General features: G+C 70.1%; 19 protein-coding genes. 12 read left to right on the forward strand and 7 right to left on the reverse strand.

Translation table 11 applies throughout. From position 1 onward, the window contains the following. Positions 1–2: 2 nt before the first annotated feature. The gene (locus HLA95_RS21335; protein WP_222184456.1) at positions 3–779 is read left to right on the forward strand and encodes an SDR family oxidoreductase; all 777 of its coding nucleotides are present in this window, start codon (positions 3–5) and stop codon (positions 777–779) included. On the opposite strand, the gene HLA95_RS21340 is transcribed toward HLA95_RS21335, so the two are convergent. From HLA95_RS21340 to HLA95_RS21350, 3 genes are all read right to left on the reverse strand, one after another. Beyond that, a complete protein-coding gene (locus tag HLA95_RS21340) occupies positions 761–1,162 on the reverse strand; it encodes a DUF1850 domain-containing protein (protein WP_191061591.1) in 402 nt (133 codons plus the stop codon). The two genes, HLA95_RS21335 and HLA95_RS21340, sit on opposite strands and share 19 nt — an antisense overlap. Continuing rightward, positions 1,120–3,093 (reverse strand): TRAP transporter permease, encoded by a 1,974-nt coding sequence (locus tag HLA95_RS21345; protein WP_191061593.1) that lies wholly within the window; start codon positions 3,091–3,093, stop codon positions 1,120–1,122. The genes HLA95_RS21340 and HLA95_RS21345 overlap by 43 nt, the downstream gene beginning before the upstream one ends. A gap of 68 nt (positions 3,094–3,161) precedes the next feature. Further along, the gene (locus tag HLA95_RS21350) at positions 3,162–4,109 is read right to left on the reverse strand and encodes a TAXI family TRAP transporter solute-binding subunit (RefSeq protein ID WP_370467511.1); all 948 of its coding nucleotides are present in this window, start codon (positions 4,107–4,109) and stop codon (positions 3,162–3,164) included. Between the two features lie 109 nt (positions 4,110–4,218). Between HLA95_RS21350 and HLA95_RS21355 the strand changes: the two genes are divergently transcribed. From HLA95_RS21355 to HLA95_RS29210, 3 genes are read left to right on the forward strand one after another with little or no spacing between them, the layout of a single operon-like run. Further along, entirely contained in the window at positions 4,219–4,677 is a 459-nt protein-coding gene (locus HLA95_RS21355; RefSeq protein WP_191058483.1) for a hypothetical protein, read from the forward strand. Then, on the forward strand, positions 4,674–5,423 hold the full coding sequence (locus HLA95_RS21360) for an SDR family oxidoreductase (RefSeq protein WP_191058484.1): 750 nt from the start codon (positions 4,674–4,676) through the stop codon (positions 5,421–5,423). Before HLA95_RS21355 ends, HLA95_RS21360 begins: the two co-directional genes overlap by 4 nt. A 13-nt stretch (positions 5,424–5,436) precedes the next feature. Continuing rightward, positions 5,437–6,702 (forward strand): cytochrome P450, encoded by a 1,266-nt coding sequence (locus HLA95_RS29210; protein ID WP_191058485.1) that lies wholly within the window; start codon positions 5,437–5,439, stop codon positions 6,700–6,702. Here HLA95_RS29210 and HLA95_RS21370 read toward each other — a convergent pair. Continuing rightward, entirely contained in the window at positions 6,687–7,340 is a 654-nt protein-coding gene (locus HLA95_RS21370; protein ID WP_191058486.1) for a DUF6134 family protein, read from the reverse strand. The genes HLA95_RS29210 and HLA95_RS21370 overlap by 16 nt on opposite strands. A 185-nt stretch (positions 7,341–7,525) precedes the next feature. Between HLA95_RS21370 and HLA95_RS21375 the strand changes: the two genes are divergently transcribed. Beyond that, a complete protein-coding gene (locus HLA95_RS21375) occupies positions 7,526–8,584 on the forward strand; it encodes a Gfo/Idh/MocA family protein (RefSeq protein ID WP_191058487.1) in 1,059 nt (352 codons plus the stop codon). 4 nt (positions 8,585–8,588) lie between these two features. Here the strand turns inward: HLA95_RS21375 and HLA95_RS21380 are convergent, their stop codons facing one another. Continuing rightward, entirely contained in the window at positions 8,589–8,918 is a 330-nt protein-coding gene (locus HLA95_RS21380; RefSeq protein ID WP_191058488.1) for a hypothetical protein, read from the reverse strand. Positions 8,919–9,099: 181 nt separating this feature from the next. Here HLA95_RS21380 and HLA95_RS21385 point away from each other — a divergent pair, with 181 nt between their 5' ends. The 3 genes from HLA95_RS21385 to HLA95_RS21395 all read left to right on the forward strand — a co-directional run bounded on the left by HLA95_RS21385 (position 9,100) and on the right by HLA95_RS21395 (position 13,005). Next, entirely contained in the window at positions 9,100–11,160 is a 2,061-nt protein-coding gene (locus HLA95_RS21385; protein WP_191058489.1) for a PhoX family protein, read from the forward strand. 331 nt (positions 11,161–11,491) lie between these two features. Continuing rightward, entirely contained in the window at positions 11,492–12,052 is a 561-nt protein-coding gene (locus HLA95_RS21390) for a TetR/AcrR family transcriptional regulator (RefSeq protein ID WP_191058490.1), read from the forward strand. After that, positions 12,049–13,005, forward strand: coding sequence for a DMT family transporter (locus HLA95_RS21395; RefSeq protein WP_191058491.1), 957 nt, complete (start codon positions 12,049–12,051; stop codon positions 13,003–13,005). Before HLA95_RS21390 ends, HLA95_RS21395 begins: the two co-directional genes overlap by 4 nt. Here HLA95_RS21395 and HLA95_RS21400 read toward each other — a convergent pair. Beyond that, the gene (locus tag HLA95_RS21400; RefSeq protein WP_191058492.1) at positions 12,971–14,596 is read right to left on the reverse strand and encodes a dipeptide ABC transporter ATP-binding protein; all 1,626 of its coding nucleotides are present in this window, start codon (positions 14,594–14,596) and stop codon (positions 12,971–12,973) included. The two genes, HLA95_RS21395 and HLA95_RS21400, sit on opposite strands and share 35 nt — an antisense overlap. A gap of 205 nt (positions 14,597–14,801) precedes the next feature. Between HLA95_RS21400 and HLA95_RS21405 the strand changes: the two genes are divergently transcribed. The 3 genes from HLA95_RS21405 to HLA95_RS21415 are packed head-to-tail and all read left to right on the forward strand — an operon-like array spanning position 14,802 to position 17,819. After that, on the forward strand, positions 14,802–15,731 hold the full coding sequence (locus HLA95_RS21405; protein WP_191058493.1) for a 2-hydroxyacid dehydrogenase: 930 nt from the start codon (positions 14,802–14,804) through the stop codon (positions 15,729–15,731). 20 nt (positions 15,732–15,751) lie between these two features. Further along, positions 15,752–16,414, forward strand: a complete 663-nt coding sequence (gene parA, locus HLA95_RS21410) for a ParA family partition ATPase (protein WP_222184460.1) — start codon at positions 15,752–15,754, stop codon at positions 16,412–16,414. A 37-nt stretch (positions 16,415–16,451) separates the two neighbouring features. Further along, on the forward strand, positions 16,452–17,819 hold the full coding sequence (locus HLA95_RS21415) for a glutamate--cysteine ligase (protein ID WP_191061357.1): 1,368 nt from the start codon (positions 16,452–16,454) through the stop codon (positions 17,817–17,819). 130 nt (positions 17,820–17,949) lie between these two features. Here HLA95_RS21415 and rpmF read toward each other — a convergent pair whose 3' ends face one another. Continuing rightward, positions 17,950–18,141: a 50S ribosomal protein L32 gene (rpmF, locus tag HLA95_RS21420; RefSeq protein WP_159712746.1), complete on the reverse strand. Its 192-nt coding sequence runs from the start codon at positions 18,139–18,141 to the stop codon at positions 17,950–17,952. Between the two features lie 210 nt (positions 18,142–18,351). On the opposite strand from rpmF, the gene HLA95_RS21425 reads away from it, so the two are divergent. Further along, entirely contained in the window at positions 18,352–19,485 is a 1,134-nt protein-coding gene (locus HLA95_RS21425; protein WP_191061358.1) for a DegT/DnrJ/EryC1/StrS family aminotransferase, read from the forward strand. Positions 19,486–19,799 lie beyond the last annotated feature (314 nt).

A 19,799-nucleotide genomic window follows, 5' to 3' on the forward strand; every position in this document is an offset into this window, starting at 1 on the left:
CCATGGATCTCGAACTCGAAGGCAAGACCGCACTGGTGACCGGCGGGGCCAGGGGCATCGGCCTGGCCTGCGCGCGCCTGCTCGCGGCGGAAGGGGCCAAGGTCGCGATCTGCGCGCGTACGCCGGCCCATCTCGACCGGGCCCTCACCGAACTGCCGGGGGCGATCGGGCTCTGCGCCGACCTCACCGACGCCGAGGCCGCCTTGGATATGGCACGGTCGGCCGAGGAGCGCCTGGGGCCGCTCGACATCCTGGTCAACAGCGCCGGTGCGGCCAGGCGCACGCCTCCGGACGAGCTCACCCCGGCCATCTGGCGGGCCGCCATGGAGGCCAAGTACTTCACCTACATCCATGTCATCGACCCGGTGATCAAGCGGATGGCGGCGCGCGGCAGCGGGGTGATCGTCAACGTCATCGGTGCCGGCGGCAAGGTCGCGGCACCCACCCATCTGCCGGGTGGTGCCGCCAATGCCGCGCTCATGCTGGCGACCGCCGGGCTCGCCACTGCCTATGCGGGGCAGGGCGTGCGGGTGGTGGGCGTCAACCCGGGCCTGACCGCGACCGATCGGGCGGCAGAAGGGCTCGCGGCAGAAGCACGGCTGGCCGGCATCGATCCCGACGAGGCCGGGCGTAGGGCGGTGGCGGGCATCCCGCTGGGCCGGATGGCGCAGCCCGAGGAGATCGCGGCCGCGGTCGCCTTTCTCGCCTCGGCGCGCGCGAGCTACCTCACCGGCGTCACGATCGCGATGGATGGGGGCCGCTACCCGTCCGTAGTGTGACCCTCGCAGGGCGAGAGCCTGGCAGGCTCGCCGTCGGCCGGGCGGCCGGTGAGCCCGGTGACGGTGGCGCAGCGGCCGGCACGGCAGATGGTCCAGTCGGCCGTGGCGTCGCTGCGGGCGAGATCCAGGAAGGGAAGCGGCGGCAGGTCCGGGCGCCACGACCAGCCGGAAGCGGTGCGGCTGGCACCTTCGGGCGGATCCATGCCGGCACCGCTGCCCTCGATCGTGGCTTCCAGCGCCACCAGGCCGTCGGGCGTCGCCTGCCACTGCTCGGTCCACTGGCTCCGCTGGACGCTGTGGGTCCAGCGGAGCTCGATCGTGGCGCTGCCCAGATCCAGGATCAGGCCGCCAAGCGCGAGGCAGATCGTGAGCGGGTCCGCCACCAGTGCCAGCCCAGGAACAAAAGGGACAGGCCGAAGCCCAGTTCGTCGGTGACCGGCAGGGCCAGCACCAGCAGGGTCGCGGCAACCGCGGCGAACACCCGCTCCGGCCAGTTCAGCGGACCCAGCAGCCAGCCGACCGTGGCACCGCCCCACAGGCCGATCGAGACCAGCGCCTTGAGCACCACATAGGCCGTGGCGAGATAATCGCCGCCCTGCAGCATCAGGGCCGGGGAATAGACCGCCATGAACGGGACCACGTAGCCGGCGATCGCGATGCGCGTGGCGGTGAAGCCGATCCGCATGTGCGAGGCGCCGGCAATCGGCGAGGCGGCCAGGGCCGCCAGCGCCACGGGCGGGGTCAGGTCGGCCATGATTCCGAAATAGAACACGAACATGTGGCTGACGAGCAGCGGCACGCCCAGCTCGGCCAGGGCCGGCCCCGCGATCGAGGAGGTGATGATGTAGTTGGGGATGGTCGGGATGCCGGTGCCCAGCACCAGGCAGGCCAGCATGGTGAGCAGGAGCGAGAGCAGCAGCGAGTTCTGGCCGATGTCGACGATCCAGCCGGCGAAGTTCGACGCCATGCCGGTCAGCGTGAGCGTACCGACGATCGTGCCGACCAGCGCGCAGGCGATGCCCACCGGCAAGGCGTGGCGCGCACCGTCGGCCAGGGCATCGCGGCAGAGCAGGAGGGTGGCACGGCCGCCCTTCACGACCAGGCAGGCCAGGACCAGCAGGACGATCAGGAGCGCGATCACCCCGATCCCGTAGCGGCCGAACGCGGCAGCACCCAGGCCGATCGCGATCCAGAACAGGATGCGCAGGGCGTGCTGCGGGATGGCCCGGCTGACCGGCGTGCCCAGGACCACCAGCGCAGTGAGCGCCAGGCCGATCGTGCCGGCGAACATCGGCGTGTAGCCGGCGAACAGCAGCCAGACCAGGGCCGCCAGCGGCAGGATCAGGTACCAGTCGCGCCGCAGGGCTGCCAGCGCACTCGGGCATTCGCTCTTCGGCAGGCCCACCAGGCCATGCCTGCCGGCCTCCAGGTGGACCACCCAGAAGGCGGTGCCGAAGTAGAGGATCGCGGGGATGGTCGCCGCGATCGCGATCTCGACGTAAGGCACGTCGATGGTCTCGGCCATGATGAAGGCGACCGCCCCCATCACCGGCGGCATGATCTGCCCGCCCATCGACGCCGTGGCCTCGACCGCGCCGGCGAAGGCCGGGCGGTAGCCGAACCGCTTCATCAGCGGGATGGTGAACTGGCCGGTGGTGACGACGTTGGCGACACCACTGCCGTTGATCGTGCCCATGAGGCCAGACGAGATCACCGAGACCTTGGCCGGCCCGCCCTGACTGTGGCCGACCGTGCCCATGGCGATGTCGTTGAACAGCCGGATCATCCCGGCGCGCTCCAAGAAGGCGCCGAACAGGATGAACAGGAAGATGAAGGACGAGCTCACATAGATCGCGGTGCCGTAGATGCCCTCGGTGCCGAGGAACATCTGGTCGACCACCTGGGCGAAGTCGTAGGGGCGGTGGTCGAGCGGCCGGGGCGCGTATTCGCCGAACAGGGCGTAGAGCAGGAACACCGTGCAGATGATCGGCAGGGCCAGGCCCAGCAGCCGGCGCGAGGCCTCGAACACCAGCAGGATGACGAGCACGCCCACCACCAGATCGACGGTGGTGGGATCGCCCGCGCGCAGGATCAGCGCGTCGTGGAACACCCAGTGATAGAGGCCCAGCGCGAAGCCGCCGACACCCAGAGCCCAGCCGACGAGGCGGGACCGCCCGGGACCGCGCTCGGCCAGCAGGGTGAAGCACAGCAGCAGGAGAAATCCGACATGGACGCTGCGCACCACCATGGACGGCAGCGGCGAGAGGGCGGCGGTCCAGAGCTGGAAGGCCGAGAACGCCAGCGCGATCGCCATGATCGCGGCGCCCGCGCGGCCCTTGCCGAAGGCCAGCGCGCCGGGATCGTCGCCTGCTGCCAGACCGCTCAACGCTTCATGCCCTTTTCATCGTAGAAGCGCTCGGCACCCGGGTGCAGCGGCAGCGGCATGCCGTTCAGGGCATCCTCAAGCCGGATCGCCTTGGCGGCAGCGTGGGCCGAGGCCAGCTGGTCCAGGTGGCCGAACAGCTGGGCGGTCATCTGGTAGGCGGTCTCGTCGGGCACGTCGCTGTGGGTGACGAGGTAGTTGGGCACCGCCGCGGTCGGCACGTCGCTGTCCTGGCCGTCATAGGTGCCGGCCGGGACGGTCGCGGCATAGAAGGGCTGGCCGATCTGCTCGATCAGCGCGGCCTCGATCGGCACCACCGTGATCGGCACGGAGGTGGCGAGGTCGCGGATCGAGGCCACGCCCAGGCCGGCCGACTGCAAGGTGGCGTCGAGCTGGCGGTTCTTCATCAGCTCGACCGATTCGGCGAACGGCAGGTACTCGATCTTGCCGAGATCGTCATAGGACATGCCGGCGGCCGCCAGCACGGCGCGGGCATTCAGCTCGGTGCCGGACTTGGGGGCACCCACCGAGAGCGCCTTGCCCTTCAGGTCGGCGATGGACGCGATGCCGCTCTCCTTGGATGCCACCACCTGGATGTAGTTCGAGTAGATCGCCGCCACCCCGCGCAGCTTGTCGAGCTTCTTCGGGAAGCCCGCCTCCTCGCGACCGTTCCAGGCATCGATCAGGCTGTCGCCCAGCGTGAAGGCGATCTCGCCCTTGCCCTGCTGGAGCAGGTTCAGGTTCTCGACCGAGGCCTTGGTCGCCTGGGCGGAGGTACGCGCATCCGGGATGGTGTCGCCGTAGATCTTCGCCAGCGCCACGCCCAGGGGGTAGTAGACCCCCGACGTGCCGCCGGTCAGCACGGTGACATAGTCCGCAGCCTGGAGCCGGCTGCCGAACAGCGCGCTGCCTGCCGCCGCCGAGCCCAGGAGAAGGCGCCTCGAGATCATCCGCATAGCCTCCGATGGTTCTTGCTGCCGTGGCAGCGCTTGCCGAGCATGCTTGACCGAACTGGCCGGTGCCGTCCATCGGTTGCGGCAAGGGCAGGAAATGCCGGTGCAGGTGAGGCACATGATGCAGGCGATCCCGGAGCAGCTCGGCCGGACGGTCTATGCCGAGGTCGACGAGGCGGCGGGGCCGGACCCGTTGCGGCAGGCGGCGGGCTGGCTGGCCCGCTTCGAGCCGTGGCTGGGCCCCTGCCGGAACGTGGGCGTCGCAGTGCGGGCGCTGGAGGGCCTGCGGGCGACGGTGGTCTCGGCCGGGTATCAAGATGACCGGGTGGCGATGGTCCATCTGGTAGGGCCGCGGCCGGCGGAGCTGAAGCCACGCTGGAAGCTGGAAGGTGCGGCGGCGACCCTGGAGGCGGAAGACGGCGTGCTGCGGCTCAGTCGTGCCGGCCAGGTCCTGGATCCGTCTGGCATTGCGCTGCCGGACGCGTCGCCGGGGCGGGTGGCGATCCTGAACGACGCGCTGGCGAAGGCCGCTGCGTCCAGCTTGGTGGAGACGGTCGAATGACGGACAAGGTGCTGCTGGTCACCGGCGGCGGGCGTGGCATCGGGGCGGCGATCTGCCGGCTGGCGGCGCGCGACGGCTGGGACGTCGCGATCAACTATGCCGCAAAGCCGGGGCCAGCGGAGGAGGTCGCGGAGGCGGTGCGCGCTGCCGGGCGCCGGGCGGTGACGATCGCCGGTGATGTCGCCGATCAGGAGGCGGTCGTGCGGATGTTCGACGAGGCCGAGGCGGCGCTGGGCAAGGTCACCGGGGTGGTGGCCAATGCCGGGATCGTCAACAAGGCGGGCCCGCTGGCCGACATGCCGGTCGACGTGATCCGCCGGGTGATCGAGGTCGACCTGCTGGGGGCGATCTGGACGGCGCGCGAGGCGGTGCGGCGGATGGGCCGCTCGCGCGGCGGCCAGGGCGGGGTGATCGTCAACATCTCGTCGATGGCGGCGGTGTTCTGCGGGGCGGGCGGCTTTGCGCCCTACGGCATCGCCAAGCTCGGCGTCGACGCGCTCACCGAGGGGCTGGGTAAGGACGTGGGCGGTGACGGGATCCGGGTCTGCGGGATCCGGCCGGGCCTGATCGACACCGAGATGCAGAACGACACCGGGATCGAGAACCGGCTGGAACGGTTCGGCCCGACCGTGCCGATGGGCCGGGCGGGCACGGCCGACGAGGTGGCCGAGGCGGTGGTCTGGCTCCTGTCCGACCAGGCCAGCTACGTCAGCGCCACCACCTTCAACGTGTCCGGCGGCAGGTGAGGCCAGCACCCCGGTGAGGGAAGGGCCGCTCACCTTCGATCCCGCCACGAGGCGGGTCCGGCTCGACCCGCGCGACCCGGACTTCTTCCTGGACCCCTACCCGACCTACCGGGCGATCCATGCGCACTGCCCGGTGTTCTTCTGGGAGGAACTCGGCCACTGGTGCCTGGCCGGGTTGGCGGAGGTGGATGCGGTCATGCGCGACCGGCGCTTTGGCCGCGACGCCTGGCAGGCGGCGGCCTGCGCCGGGCGGGTGCTGCCCGAGATCCCGGGTCGCCTGGCGCCATTCTATGCGGTCGAGGCCTGCTCCATGCTGGAGCGGGAGCCGCCTCTGCATACCCGGCTGCGCAGCCAGGTGAGCCGGGCCTTCGTGCCAAGGCGGATCGAGGCGCTGCGGGACCAGGTGCAGACACTGGCCGACCGGCTGGTCGACGCCTTCCCGGCGGGGCGGCCGTTCGACCTGCTGCCGGCCTACTGCACGCCGATCCCGGTGGAGACGATCTGCCTGCTCCTGGGCGTGCCGGCGGCGATGGCGCCGGACCTGCTGGACTGGTCGCACCGGATGGTGGCGATGTACCGGCCGGGGCGCAGCCGGGCCGACGAGGACGCGGCTGTCGCGGCCACCCTGGCCTTCGTGGCCTGGCTGAAGGCGCTGATCCGGGAGCGGCGACACCGGCCAGGGGACGACCTGATCAGCCAGCTCGCCGGCCAGGACCCGGCAGAAGGGGGATTGAGCGAGGACGAGCTGGTCTCGACCTGCATCCTGCTGCTGAACGCGGGTCACGAGGCCACCGTCCACGCACTGGGCAATGCCGTTGCCGTGCTGCTGGCGCAGCCGGGCGATCCCGCGGACCGCTTCGCCACGCCCGAAGCGGCGGCCGCCACGGTCGAGGAGGTGCTGCGCTTCGTTCCGCCGCTCCACCTGTTCTGCCGCCATGCGCTGGCCGAGGTCGAGCTGGCGGGCGTGAAGTTGCGGCCGGGCGAACGGATCGGGCTGCTCCTGGGCGCTGCCGGCCGCGATCCCCGCCGGTTCGCCGATCCTGACCGGTTCGATCCCGGACGGGCGGACCGGCGGCACGTGGCGTTCGGGGCGGGCATCCATGCCTGCCTCGGCGCAGCACTGGCGCGGCTGGAGCTCCAGGTGGCGCTGACGACCCTGTTCCGGCGCTGCCCGGACCTGCGCCTGGCCGCACCCACGCGCTGCCGTGACAGCTGGCATTTCCACGGGCAGGAGGCGGTGCTGGTGGCCAGCGCCGCCGGGGCTCAGCCGATCGGGTAGTAGTCCAGCCGCTCGCCGCGGGTGACGAAGCTGGTGCGCACGAACCGGCCGCTCTCATCGTACCAGATGGACCCGGTGCGGCCCTGCGTGCCGCTCATCTCGTAGCGGGTCGCGGCCACTTTCCGGCCATCGCCGAGATCGACCATATCCGGCACGCCAGGGGTCGTGGTGGTCTTGATCAACTCGGTGGTCTTGCTGTCGAGCAGGGTGGTCTCGTGGACGATCTCCTGGTTCCAGAAGGCGATGTCGGTCATCGTGCCGAGCGGCACGCGGACCCGGCCCTTGGGCCCCTGCACCACGAGCTGCTCGTCCTTCGCCTCGAAGCTCACGTCGAAGATGTCGCCGTCATCGACGATGCGCGAGCGGCCCTCGACCAGCGTGCCGCCCTGCCAGCGCTCGACCGCGTCCTGCTTGAACGACGCCACGGTGATGAAGGCCAGCTTGACCTTGATGTCGATCGCCGTGGTGACCTTGACCAGGTCGCCGTCGGGCTCGAAGCGGATCTGGTGCCGGCCGATGTCGTCGCCCTTGCGCATGACCCGGAACGTGGCGTTCTCGAACACGACGTCCGCCCGGCTCCGGTCCGGAAGGAGCAGTGCTCCCGTGGCCGCGAGCAGGAACATGCGGCGTTCGATCATCCAGCTGGCCTCCTTGAGGCGTCCTTCTGACGCCAGAACTTCACTCGAGGCGGGCCGGTTGCGGCACACGCCTGCTGGCGCCGCGTTGCCGTGCCCCTTATTGCAGCGTCTAGCAGAACCGCCCGGGCCAGGACAGGGGGCCGCACCCCTGCCGGCTGCAGCAGGCGGCAGGGAAGTCGGCGACGATGGCAAGGCAGGCTGGGGGCAGGCTCCGGGTGGCGATGGTCGGCTGCGGGTTCTTCGCCCGCAACCATCTGCTGGCCTGGCATCATCTGCCGGACGTGGATCTGGAGGGCGTGTGCGACCTGGACCGGGGCCGCGCCGAGGCGTTCGCCGATCTCATCGAGGAACAGGGCGGCCGCCGCCCGGCCGTCCACACCGACCTCGCCGCCATGCTGGCCGAACTGCGCCCGGACCTGGTGGACGTGGTGACCACGATGGAGAGCCACGAGGCGCTGGTCGGGATCTGTGCCGAGGCCGGTGTAGCCACGATCTGCCAGAAGCCGTTCGCCCCCGATCTCGCCACTGTCCGCCGGATCGTGACCAAAGCCGAGGCGGCCGGCATTGCCTTGATGATCCACGAGAACTTCCGCTTCCAGGGGCCGATGATGGCGGTCCGGCGCTGCCTGGACGAGGGCCGGATCGGCACCCCGCTCGCGGCACGCCTGTCCTGGCGGTGCGGCTTCGACGTGTTCAAGGGCCAGCCCTATCTGGCCCGGGTGGAGCGGCTGGTCCTGCTCGACCTGGTGATCCACCTGTTCGACCTCGCCCGCTTCCTGTTCGGCGACGTCGCCCGGATCCTGGCCAGGACCCAGCGGGTGCGCCAGGGGATCGCCGGGGAGGACGGGGCGGTCTGCCTGCTCCAGCACGAGAACGGCACGATCTGCGAGGTGCTGGGCTCGTACCACACGAGGATCGATCCCGACCCATTCCCGCAGACCCTGATCCGGATCGACGGGACGCAGGGGCATCTGGAGGTCGGGCACGACTATGCGCTCGCCATCCGCACCGCGGCCGGCACCGAGCGCCGCTCGATCGCGCCCGTGGCACCCGACTGGGGCGACCCGGTCTGGGCCATGGTCCAGGAAAGCGTGCTCAACACCCAGGCCCATTTCGTCCAGGCGGTGCAGAGCGGGCAGGAGGCTGCGACCTCGGCACGGGACAACGAGAAGACGTTTGCCCTGGTCGAGGCGGCCTACCGCTCGGATGCATCGGCGGCCTGGGTGGACCTCGCCACGGTCTGAGCGGTCAGGCACCTTCCTCGGGCACGGCCGGTGCCGGCCGTGCCGGCTTCAGGCTCTGCCAGTCGGAGCCGGCCGCGACCACGCAGGCCTGGCCGTCCGGGGCCAGGCTCACCATCGTCCAGGTGTCGTTGCCGGATGAGGCGAACAATTGGAGCAGGTGGCCGTTCGACTGCAGCCCGATCGAGACGGGCGCCTCGGCATAGGTGCTGGCCAACTCGCCCTGGATCTGCGCGTAGCCGGTGCACGGCAGGTCCGGCAGATCCGGGGCGGCTGCCGCGGCAGGGGTGCCGCCGGGGAAGACCGAGAGCAGCAGGGCGACGAGCCATTGGAACATCGGGCACTCCAGCGCCCGCGCTCGTGCGGGCCCGTGGCCCAGCATGCCACCTGCCGGTTAATGCCGGCCTAACGCGATCACCGTCCTGCCACATCACCGTCACGCCGTAGCCGTGGACGGGGGTTAGTGCCGCTCTCGACTGGTTCCAGGGAACCGGGCAACCGATGGCGACGGGATCGACATGGCCGAGACGCACGACGCACGCACGTTCCGCACCTCGCAGCTCGAGGATGCGATGGGCGAGGGGCACAACCCCACCGCCAACCCCACCATGGGCGAGATCATCGCCAGCCGCTTTTCCCGGCGCGCCATGCTGAAGGGCTCGCTCGCCGTCTCGGCGATCTCGGCGACGGTGGGCCCGGCGGCGCTGCTGGCGGCGGGGGAGGCCCAGGCCGCGTCCGCTTCGGCCTTCAGCTTCGAGGAGATCGCCGCGGGCGTGGACGAGCGCCATCACGTGGCCCCGGGCTACGATGCCGAGGTGCTGCTGCGCTGGGGGGACCCGCTCTTTCCGGATTCGCCGCCCTTCGACCCGGAGAACCAGTCGCCCGAGGCGCAGGCCCGGCAGTTCGGCTACAACAACGACTATGTCGGCTACATCCCGATGCCGGGTGCCGAGGATCCGTCGGCGCACGGGCTGCTCGTGGTCAACCACGAGTACACCAACGAGCACCTGATGTTCCCGGGCATCGTCGAGATCGTCGAGGTCGAGAAGGAGGTGAAGCCGGCCGACCCGGAGAAGAACCTCCCGGCGGTCGTCGAGAAGGAGCTCCAGATCCAGGTTGCGCCCGCCGACCAGCGGCGGGTCGACATCGAGATGGCGGCCCATGGCGGCACGATCGTCGAGATCCGCAAGGTCGAGGGCAATTGGCAGGTGGTGCGGGACGGAAGCTACAACCGCCGGATCACCGCCGACACGCCGATGCTGATCACCGGCCCTGCGGCCGGGCATGAGCGGCTGAAGACGGTGGCCGATGCGACCGGCTGCAACGTGCTGGGCACGATCAACAACTGTGCCGGCGGTGTCACGCCCTGGGGCACCTACATCATGGCCGAGGAGAACTTCCACGGCTATTTCGGCGGCGAGCTGCCCGAGGGGCACCCCGAGACGGCGAACTATGCGCGCATGGGCGTGCCGGACACCACCTATGAGTGGTTCAGGTTCCACGAGCGCTTCGACCTGGCGAAGGAGCCGAACGAGCCGAACCGGTTCGGCTGGATCGTCGAGGTCGACCCGTTCGATCCGCAATCCACGCCGAAGAAGCGCACGGCACTGGGCAGGACCAAGCACGAGGGTGCGGAATCGATCGTCGCGAAGGACGGCCGGGTGGTGTTCTATCTCGGCGACGACGAGCGGTTCGACTATGTCTACAAGTTCGTCACCGCCGGCAGGTTCGACCCGGACGACCGGGCGGCCAACATGGACCTGCTGGACGAGGGCACGCTCTACGTGGCGCGCTTCGACGCGGACGGCAGCATGAAATGGCTGCCGCTGGTGCATGGGCAGGGGCCGCTCACCGCCGAGAACGGCTTTGCCGGCCAAGCGGACGTAGTGATCGAGACCCGGCGGGCCGCCGACCTGCTGGGCGCCACCAAGATGGACCGGCCGGAGGACGTCGAGCCGGATGAGCGGACCGGCAAGGTCTATGTCATGCTCACCAACAACACCAAACGCGGCGAGGAGCAGGTCGACGGGGCCAACCCGCGCGCGGCCAACGCGTTCGGCCACATCATCGAGATTCTGGAAGCGGATGGCGACTTCGCCGCGACCGAGGGGCGCTGGGAGGTGCTGCTCAAATGCGGCGACCCGAGCGTGGCCGAGGTCGGCGCGTCCTTCTCGACCGCGACCACGGAGAACGGCTGGTTCGGGATGCCCGACAACTGCGCGGTCGATTCGGCCGGGCGGCTCTGGGTCACGACCGACGGCAACTCGCCCAAGGCCACCGGGCGTACCGACGGGGTGTGGGCGGTGGACACGGAAGGGGAGGCGCGGGCCACCTCCAAGCTGTTCTTCCGGGTGCCGGTGGGCGCGGAGATGTGCGGCCCGCTGTTCACACCGGACGACCAGACCATGTTCGTGGCGGTCCAGCATCCGGGCGACGGCGGCGAAGACTGGGAGGGTTTCGGCCGGCTGTCGTACTACGAGGACCTCTCGACGCGCTGGCCGGACTTCGACCCAAACATGCCGGTGCGGCCGTCCGTGGTGGTGATCACCCGGCAGGGTGGGGGCAGGATCGCGGTCTGAGCTGACAAGGCGAGCCCGGGGACGATGGTCCTCGGGTTCGTTCGTGCAGATCTGTCTGGCCGGGCGAGGGGAAGGGTTGCTGCGGCTGCCGTACCGCCCACCTCCGCCGGGTCCTGCGGGTCGAAAGCTTGCAACCGTTTGATACACCAGCCCTTCTCGGGTTCGTTTGTGCAGAACATGGTACGGCATGACGGTCGGGACACGGCAGGATTCTGCAGCCTGGGCAGACGTCACAGGATAGCATGAATGGCTCGATATTCCTAACCGGTCGTCGGCCCGCTGGCAGCGACTTGGTCCTTCACAAGATAGAACGAACGTTCTACTTTGGGGCATGAGCAGCAAGCGACGTGACATCGCCGAGGCGGCTAACCGGGTCTTCTATCGGGAAGGGTTCGCGGCTGTCGGCATCGATCGGCTGGTGGATGAAGCCAATGTCGCGCTTGGCACCCTCTACCGGCATTTCGGGGATCGTACGCAGGTCATCGTGGCCGCACTGGAGCATCGGCACGGTGAATTCCTGGCCTATCTGGAGGAGCGTGCCCGGGCGGGCGAAGGTGCGGACTGCGTGCTGCAGCTGTTCGATGCGCTGGGCAACTGGAGCCAGGGCCGCGGCGGGAATGGCTGCCTGTTCCTACGTGCGGCAGCGGACCATCCCCATGACGAGCGGATCCGGCAGGCAGCCGTGGACCACAAGCGGCGCTACCTGGCGCTGGTCGAGCAGCGTCTTCTCCAGGGCGGATGGCGGGCCGAGCGGGCGGAAGAGCTGGCGCCCGTCATCTTCCTGCTCCTGGAAGGAGCGGTGGCCGCCGCGTTCACGCTCGGGGACGCGGCGGCGGTGGCAGGCGCCCGCCATGCGGCTGCGATCCTGCTGGCACAGCCGGGCGCGTCATGAGGCTGACGGCGGCGCCGCTCGTCCTGCTGGAGGCCGGGCTCATCATCGCCTGGAGCTCCGGCTTCATCGGCGCCCGCCTGGCGGCCGATGCGTCCTCGGTCTTTCTCGTCCTGTTCTGGCGGTTCGTGATCGTGGCGCTGCTGCTCGCACCGCTCCTCTGGCGCGCGGTGCGGCGGGGCCTGACCGTCAGATCGCTGCTGCTGCAGACCCTGCTCGGCATCTTCGCCATGTTCGGCTACCTGGCACCGGGGGTGAAGGCGATCGAGCTCGGCGTGCCGGCCGGAACGGCAGCGCTGGTCTCCGCACTCCAGCCGCTGGCCACCGCGGCACTCGTCGGCCCCGTGCTGCATGAGCAGGTCGACCGGCGCCAATGGCTGGGCCTGGCCCTGGGGCTGGGCGGCGTTCTGCTCGCGGTGGGCGGGGCGCTGGGCCATGCGCCGATCTGGGCCTATGGGCTGTCGGCGATCTCGACGACGAGCTTGGTCACCGCGACCCTTCTCGCGAAGAAGGTGCCGGATTCGACGCCGCTCCCGCCATCGCTCGCCATCCAGAGCCTGGCGACGGCGATCCTGTTCGCGCCCCTGGCCCTGTGGGATGGCGGGATCCTGCCCGACCTCGACCTGGGCTTCGCTGCCGCCGTGGCGTGGTTCATCGTCTTCGCGACGGTGGGCGGATACGGCCTCTACTGGCTGTGCCTGCGCAGGACGACCGCAACCAGGGTCGGCAGCCTGATCTACCTGACGCCGCCGGTGACGATGATCTGGGCCTGGGCCATGTTCGGGGAGCCGCTCACTCTTATGAGCATGGCCGGGTTCGCGATCTGCCTCATCGGCGTCGCCTTCACCCATGGGTTCGGCTCGCGGACCCGGCAGCCGCAGCACGAAGCGCCCGCGCGGCAATCCTGCGCGGGCGGAGTGGTCAGGCCGCCACCGGCACCTGGGGCACCGCGCTGATCAGCTCCGCCGTGTAGGGGTGGTGCGGTGGGGTGAAGACTTTCGACACCGGGCCGTAGTCGACCACCTTGCCCTGGTAGATCACCGCCACGTCGTCGGCGAAGCTGCGCACCAGGGCCAAATCGTGGCTGATGAACACCAGGGTCAGCTCGCGGTCTCGCTGGATGTCGCGCAGGAGCTGGACGACGCGGGCCTGCACCGAGACGTCGAGCGACGCGGTGGGCTCGTCGGCGATCACGATGTCCGGCTCGCTGGCAATCGCACGCGCGATCGCGATGCGCTGTTTCTGCCCGCCGGAGAGCTGGTAGGGATAGCGGTCGGCGAACTCGGGCGGGAGGCGGACCGCCGCCAGCAGCCGGTGGACTTCCCCCTTGATGTCGCCCCTGGCCTTGCGCAGCAGCTTGAGCGGCCGGCCGATGGCGTAGCCTACCGTGTGGCTGGGATTGAGGGTCGCGTCCGGGTTCTGGAACACCATCTGCAGCCGGGCCAGCACCTCCTTGGGCCTAGCGGTCACGCTGGCCGTGCTCAGCACATAGCCGTCGTCCAGCGCCACCTTGCCGTCCGGGGTGGTCTCGATGCCGAGCATGATCTTGGCGAAGGTCGACTTGCCGGAACCGCTCTCGCCGACGATCGCGAGCGTGCGGCCGCGGCTGGCGGCGAAGCTGACGTCGGACAGGGCCTGGACCCTGGTGCCGCCGCCCGATGCCAGCGCCAGGCCGCCACCCTGAATGTAGGTCTTGGACAGGTCGCTGACCTCGACCGCCGGCGGCCCGTCCGGGGCCGGCCGCTCAATGATGGGGTCGCTCAGCTTCGGGATGCTGCCGATCAGGCGGCGGGTATAGTCGTGCCGCGGCCGGGTGAATACGTCCGCGCAGGGGCCGGTCTCGACCAGCCGGCCGCGCAGCATCACCCCCACCCGGTCGCAGACCGTGGCGACCGTGCCGAGGTCGTGGCTGATGAACAGCATGGCGAGACCCAGGCGCTGGCGCAGCTCGGCCAGGAGCTCGAGGATGCCGGCCTGTACCCGCACGTCCAGCGCCGTGGTGGGCTCGTCCAGGATCAGCAGCGAGGGGTTGCCCATCAGCGCCATGGCGATCACCACACGCTGCTGCTGGCCGCCCGAAATCTGGTGCGGGTAGCGCTTGCCGATCGTCTCGGGCTCGGGCAGGCGCACGGTCCGGAACGACTCGATCGCCTTGGCCCGCGCCGCCGCCTCGTCCATGCCCAGATGGAGCCTCGCCACCTCCATGAGCTGCCTTTCCAGCGGGATCACCGGGTTCAGGCTGCTCATCGGCTCCTGGTAGACCATCGCCATCCGGCCGCCGCGCAGCCGGCGGATCTCGGCATGGCTCAGCGCGTAGAGGTCCTTGCCCTCGAACAGGATGCGCCCGCCGGCGAGCCGGCCATTCTTGGGCAGGTAGCGCATCACCGCGAACGCCACGGTCGACTTGCCCGAGCCGCTCTCGCCCACCAGGCCCACGCTCTCGCCGGCATGGATCGCGAGGCTCACCTTCTCCACCGCCAGGCTCTCGCCCTGGCGGGTGCGATAGGCGATCGACACCTGCTCGAGTGCCAGGACCGGTTGGCTCATCGGTAGGCGTTTCCCTTGCTGCTTGAAGTCGAGCTTAAGCCTCTTGCCAGCGGAAATGAAAGCGGGAGCACGGCTTGGTGCCGTACCGGCAGGAGGTGCTTGCAAGAACGCGATATTGAGGGTCAAGAACGCGCGAAGGCCGGGCGTGCCGCGCCGCAGGGATCATGGGATCCTCTTGGGCCAGCCTTTCTTGGGGAAGCGAAGATTGGCGTTGCTGTTCGTGAGCCATGTGGACGATCCGGAGCTCTGGCGGGCGGAACTGACCGGGCACGTGCCGGGCCTGGAGATGCGCGTCCATCCGGAGATCGGCGACCCGGCCGAGATCGACATGGCCCTGGTCTGGATGCCGCCCGAGGGCCTGCTGGCCTCCCTGCCGAACCTCCGCGCGATCTTCTCGCTGGGCGCCGGTGTCGACGCCATGCTGCGTGACCCGACCCTGCCGGCCCACGTGCCGCTCTGCCGCCTGGTCGATTCCTCGCTTACCGCCACGATGAGCGAGTACGTGCTCCTGCACGTCCTCAAATATCATCGCTACCAGGACCGCTATGCCCAGGACCAGCGGCACCAGCGCTGGCAGCTGCGCCTGCCGGGCCCGCCCGCCACTACAAGGGTCGGCATCCTCGGCCTAGGCGTGCTCGGCAGTGACGCCGCCCGCGTGCTGGGGGGGCAAGGCTTCAGCCTGCGCGGCTGGTCGCGCACGCAAAAGAACCTGCCGGGCATCGCCTGCTTCAGCGGGGAAGCCGGGCTGGCCCCGTTCCTGGCGGAGACCGACATCCTGGTCTGCCTGCTGCCGCTCACGCCCGAGACGACCGGCATCCTGAACCGCGACCTGTTCGCGCAGCTGCCGGACGGTGCCCGGCTGATCCATGCCGGCCGCGGCGCCCATCTGGTCGAGGCCGACCTGCTGGCGGTCCTGGAGAGCGGCAAGCTCGCCGGCGCCACGCTGGACGTGTTCAGCCAGGAGCCGCTGCCAGAGGGCCACCCGTTCTGGCGGCACGAGGCGATCGACGTGACCCCGCATGCCGCCAGCTACAGCCATCCCGAGGTCGGTGCCGCCGTGGTCGCGGACAATATCCGGCGCTTTCAGGCCGGCCAGGAGTTGCTGCATCTGGTAGACCGGGCACGCGGCTACTGAGGCCGCCGGAGGGCCGGAACATGGCGTCCAGGATCGTCACCGTCGCGCAGAGCAAGGGCGGGGCCGGCAAGACCACGGTCGCGGTGCAGCTCGCCACGGTGATGCAGGCGACCGGGCTGGATGTCTGCGTGATCGACGTCGACCCGCAGGGCAGCCTCAGCCGCTGGTTCGAGGAGCGCCAGCGCCGCCGCGACGGCGCGGACCGGCTGGTGCTGGCCAAGACCGGCGGCTGGCGGCTGGGGGTCGAGCTCAGCCGGCTGGTGCGCGACTTCCCCTTCGTGGTGGTGGACACCCCGCCCCATGCCGACACCGACCTGAAGGCGGCGATCCGTGCGGCCACGCTGGTGCTGGTGCCCTGCCAGCCGAGCCCGCTGGATGTGTGGGCGAGCCGGCCGACGCTGGAGATCGCGCGGAGCGAGGGCCGGACGATCCGCTTCCTGATGAACCGGGTGCCGCCGCGCAGCCGCGCGATCGAGGAGGCGGGCACGGCGCTCGCCGAGCTGGGTGCGGTGCCGCTCGACGCGCAGCTGGGCAACCGGCAAAGCTATGTCGCGGCGATGGCGCGGGGGCTGGGCGTGATCGAGCACGAGCCGCGCGGCACGGCCGCCCAGGAGGTCTTGGCCCTGCGCGCCGAGATCGACCGGGTGAGCGGGCCGGAACTGGCCAAGGGGTCCGCCCAGTAGGGCGGGCCCAGACGGATCTAGGAAAAGGAACGCACGCATGTCGGCACCGCCCAGTGGCCAGGGGGCGCCCATCGATGGCAGGCACCAGCTGGTCGAGTGGATCGCGTCGGGCGAGAAGCCGGCCGAGGCCTGGCGGATCGGCACCGAGCACGAGAAGTTCGTGTTCCGCAAGGACGACCTGACGCCCGTACCCTATGACGGCCCGGACGGGATCGCCGCGGTGCTGGACGGGCTTGCCGAGAAGTTCGGCTGGGAGCGGCTGGTCGAGGACGGCCGCGTGGTGGCGCTGACCCGCAACGGCTGCAACATCACGCTGGAGCCGGGCGGCCAGTTCGAGCTGTCCGGGGCGCCGCTGCGCACCATCCACGAGACCTGCGGCGAGGTTACCGGCCATCTGGAGGAATGCCGCTCGGTGGCCGAGCCCCTGGGCCTCGGCATGCTCGGCATGGGCTTCCAGCCGCTCTGGCCGCGCGCGGCGATCCCGTGGATGCCCAAGGGCCGCTACGCGATCATGCGCCGCTACATGCAGAAGGTCGGTACGCTCGGCCTGGACATGATGCTGCGCACCTGCACGGTCCAGGTGAACCTGGACTATGCGTCCGAGGCGGACATGGTGAAGAAGCTGCGGGTGTCGATGGCGCTCCAGCCGATCGCGACCGCCCTGTTCGCCAACTCGCCCTTCTCCGAAGGCGAGCTCAACGGCTTCCAGAGCTATCGGGCCCATGTCTGGACCGACACGGACGCGGACCGGACGGGAATCCCGGCCTTCGTGTTCGAGGACGGGATGGGCTACGAGCGCTGGGCCGACTACGTGCTCGATACGCCCATGTATTTCGTCTACCGCGACGGGCGCTATGTCGACGTGGCCGGGCGCTCGTTCCGCCGCTTCATGGAAGGCGGGCTGGACGAGCTGCCGGGCGAGCTTCCGACCATGAGCGACTGGTCGGACCATGTCACGACCCTGTTCCCCGAGGTGCGGGTCAAGCGGTATCTGGAGATGCGCGGCGCCGATTGCGGTGCCTCGGACCAGCTCTGTGGGCTGCCGGCACTCTGGGTGGGCCTGCTTTATGACGGCACCGCCCTGGATGCCGCCCATGACCTGATCCGCGGCTGGAGCATGGCCGAGCTCGAGGAACTGCGCCGGGTGGTGCCGGTGCAGGGGCTGAAGGCCCAGTTTCGCGGGCGCACCGTGCAGGACCTGGCCAAGGAGGTGCTGGCGATCGCTGGCCAGGGGCTGAAGGCGCGCGGCCGGCTCGACTGGATCGGCACCAGCGAGGAGCAGTATCTGGCCGACCTGCGCGAGACTGCCGCCAGCGGCCGCACGCCCGCCGACCGCAAGCTCGAACTGTTCCGGGGCCGCTGGGGCGGCCGGGTCGAGCCGGTGTTCGCGGAATTCGCCTACTGACCGGGGAGGGCCGGGGAGCGGGGCTTCCCGGCCTCCTTCCGGCTGGCCGCAGGACAAGCAAAAGCGGGCGGTCCTTCGACCGCCCGCTTCCTGCTCACCGCCACCGCCGGCCACGCGGCCGGCAGCAAGCTCAGCTCTCGGCGCTGTCCTTGGGCGTGATCACCTGGCGGCCGCGATACATGCCGGTCTTCAGGTCGACATGATGCGGGCGGCGATACTCGCCGGTCACCTTGTCCTCGATCACGGTCGGGACGTTGAGCGCCAGATGGGCGCGGCGCATGTCGCGGCGCGACTTGGATACTTTTCGCTTCGGAACGGCCATGTTCGTCACCCTGGTACGAAGCGCCCGCCTGCGTTCGGGCGCGCAAAACTGCGACCGGGACGGCGGCCGACCCGGGGGAGGCCGCTTGATAGAAGCATGGCCCCCGACAAGTCAACCCAAGTCCGGACCCAAAGCGGCTGCGGCCTTGCGCAGGCTCGGCCCGGGCCTAAGCTTTTGCCCGGTCTGCTTCACCTGCATGGATATCCGCTGATGGCCCCCGCACCGATCCCGTTCGTCGACCTGGCCGCGCAGCGGAGGCGCTTGAGTGGGCGGATCGAGGCGGCGGTGCAGCGGGTGATCGAGAGCGGCGCCTATATCATGGGGCCGCAGGTGGCGGAGCTGGAGCAACGCCTGGCCGCCCATACCGGGGTCGCCCAGGTGGTGAGCTGTGCCAACGGCACCCAGGCGATCGAGCTGATCCTGCGCGCCTGGGAAATCGGGCGGGGGGACGCGGTGTTCGTTCCGGCCTTCACCTTCGCCGCGACCGCGGAAGCGCCGGCCTGGCATGGCGCCACCCCGGTATTCTGCGATGTCGAGCCCGAGACCTTCAACCTGGACCCCGCCAGCCTGGAGGCGGCGATCGGCCATGCCGCCACGCTCGGGCTGAAGCCGAAGGCGGTGATCCCGGTCGACCTCTTCGGCGTGCCGGCCGACTACCGGGCGATCGGTGCCATCGCCCGGCAGCACGGGCTGCGCGTCCTGCAGGATGCGGCGCAAAGCTATGGGGCGAGCCGGGATGGCAGGCGGGCCGGTGCCCATGCCGATGCCGCGGCGACCAGCTTCTACCCGGCCAAGCCGCTCGGCTGCTACGGCGATGGCGGGGCGATGCTGACCGATGACGCGGATCTGGCCGCCCGGCTGCGTTCCCTGCGCTTCCACGGCATGGGCGGTGGTGGCCAGTACGACAATGTCCAGCTCGGCACCACCGGGCGGCTCGACACGATCCAGGCGGCGATCCTCCTGGAGAAGCTGGCGATCCTGGACCAGGAGCAGGCGGCCCGGCAGCGCGTGGCCGACCGCTACGGGGCGGCGCTGGGCAATCTCGCCATCACTCCGCGCACGCCCGAAGGCGTGGCCTCGGCCTGGGCGCAGTACACGCTGCGCCTGCCCGACCGCGACCGGGTCAAGGCCGAGCTGGCCGGCCACGGCATCCCGACCATGATCTATTATCCGAAGGCCCTGGCCGACCAGGCGGCGTTCGCGGGCAGCCCGGTGAGCCCCACCGGGATCCCCGTCAGCCGCCAGCTCACCGCCGAGGTCCTGGCCCTCCCGATCCATCCCTATCTCGAGCCTGCGGCCCAGGACCGGGTGATCGAGGCGCTGCGGCGGGCACTGGGCGCGTGAGAAGCGAATAGTCGAAATTTTTCTCGCCCACGGCCTTTCCGCCGCCGGCCGCCACCCTATATCTGACAGGCCGGGGGCAAGCGAACGCCCGGGCGCCAGAAGGGATCGAAAAACCCTGTTGACGCCCACGGAGGTTCCTTCTAGAACCCGGCCCACGCAGCCCGGCGGGGTGCTGGACGGCGGCGATGAGCTGCCGGCTGGTTCCAGGCGGTGCTGAGGGTTGGCCCAGCGGGGCTGATCTACTGTTGTTTGACATCGTTGGTTTAGTGGAGCGCTTGGAAAGAGCGTTTTTGGAGGGATGTGCGGGCGGCGTT

Source organism: Geminicoccus harenae, from assembly GCF_019800005.1.
In the GTDB taxonomy this organism is placed as follows: domain Bacteria; phylum Pseudomonadota; class Alphaproteobacteria; order Geminicoccales; family Geminicoccaceae; genus Geminicoccus; species Geminicoccus harenae.

Excerpts from the sequence above, each read along its gene's own strand:
- rpmF (WP_159712746.1), bottom strand. The coding sequence starts at position 18,141 with ATGGCCGTTCCGAAGCGAAAAGTATCCAAGTCGCGCCGCGACATGCGC.
- HLA95_RS21395 (WP_191058491.1), top strand. The coding sequence starts at position 12,049 with ATGAGGCTGACGGCGGCGCCGCTCGTCCTGCTGGAGGCCGGGCTCATC.
- HLA95_RS21415 (WP_191061357.1), top strand. The coding sequence starts at position 16,452 with ATGTCGGCACCGCCCAGTGGCCAGGGGGCGCCCATCGATGGCAGGCAC.
- HLA95_RS21390 (WP_191058490.1), top strand. The coding sequence starts at position 11,492 with ATGAGCAGCAAGCGACGTGACATCGCCGAGGCGGCTAACCGGGTCTTC.
- HLA95_RS21335 (WP_222184456.1), top strand. The coding sequence starts at position 3 with ATGGATCTCGAACTCGAAGGCAAGACCGCACTGGTGACCGGCGGGGCC.
- HLA95_RS21380 (WP_191058488.1), bottom strand. The coding sequence starts at position 8,918 with ATGTTCCAATGGCTCGTCGCCCTGCTGCTCTCGGTCTTCCCCGGCGGC.
- HLA95_RS21360 (WP_191058484.1), top strand. The coding sequence starts at position 4,674 with ATGACGGACAAGGTGCTGCTGGTCACCGGCGGCGGGCGTGGCATCGGG.
- HLA95_RS21375 (WP_191058487.1), top strand. The coding sequence starts at position 7,526 with ATGGCAAGGCAGGCTGGGGGCAGGCTCCGGGTGGCGATGGTCGGCTGC.
- HLA95_RS21370 (WP_191058486.1), bottom strand. The coding sequence starts at position 7,340 with ATGATCGAACGCCGCATGTTCCTGCTCGCGGCCACGGGAGCACTGCTC.
- HLA95_RS21345 (WP_191061593.1), bottom strand. The coding sequence starts at position 3,093 with ATGGCGATCGCGCTGGCGTTCTCGGCCTTCCAGCTCTGGACCGCCGCC.
- HLA95_RS21400 (WP_191058492.1), bottom strand. The coding sequence starts at position 14,596 with ATGAGCCAACCGGTCCTGGCACTCGAGCAGGTGTCGATCGCCTATCGC.
- parA (WP_222184460.1), top strand. The coding sequence starts at position 15,752 with ATGGCGTCCAGGATCGTCACCGTCGCGCAGAGCAAGGGCGGGGCCGGC.
- HLA95_RS21425 (WP_191061358.1), top strand. The coding sequence starts at position 18,352 with ATGGCCCCCGCACCGATCCCGTTCGTCGACCTGGCCGCGCAGCGGAGG.
- HLA95_RS21385 (WP_191058489.1), top strand. The coding sequence starts at position 9,100 with ATGGCCGAGACGCACGACGCACGCACGTTCCGCACCTCGCAGCTCGAG.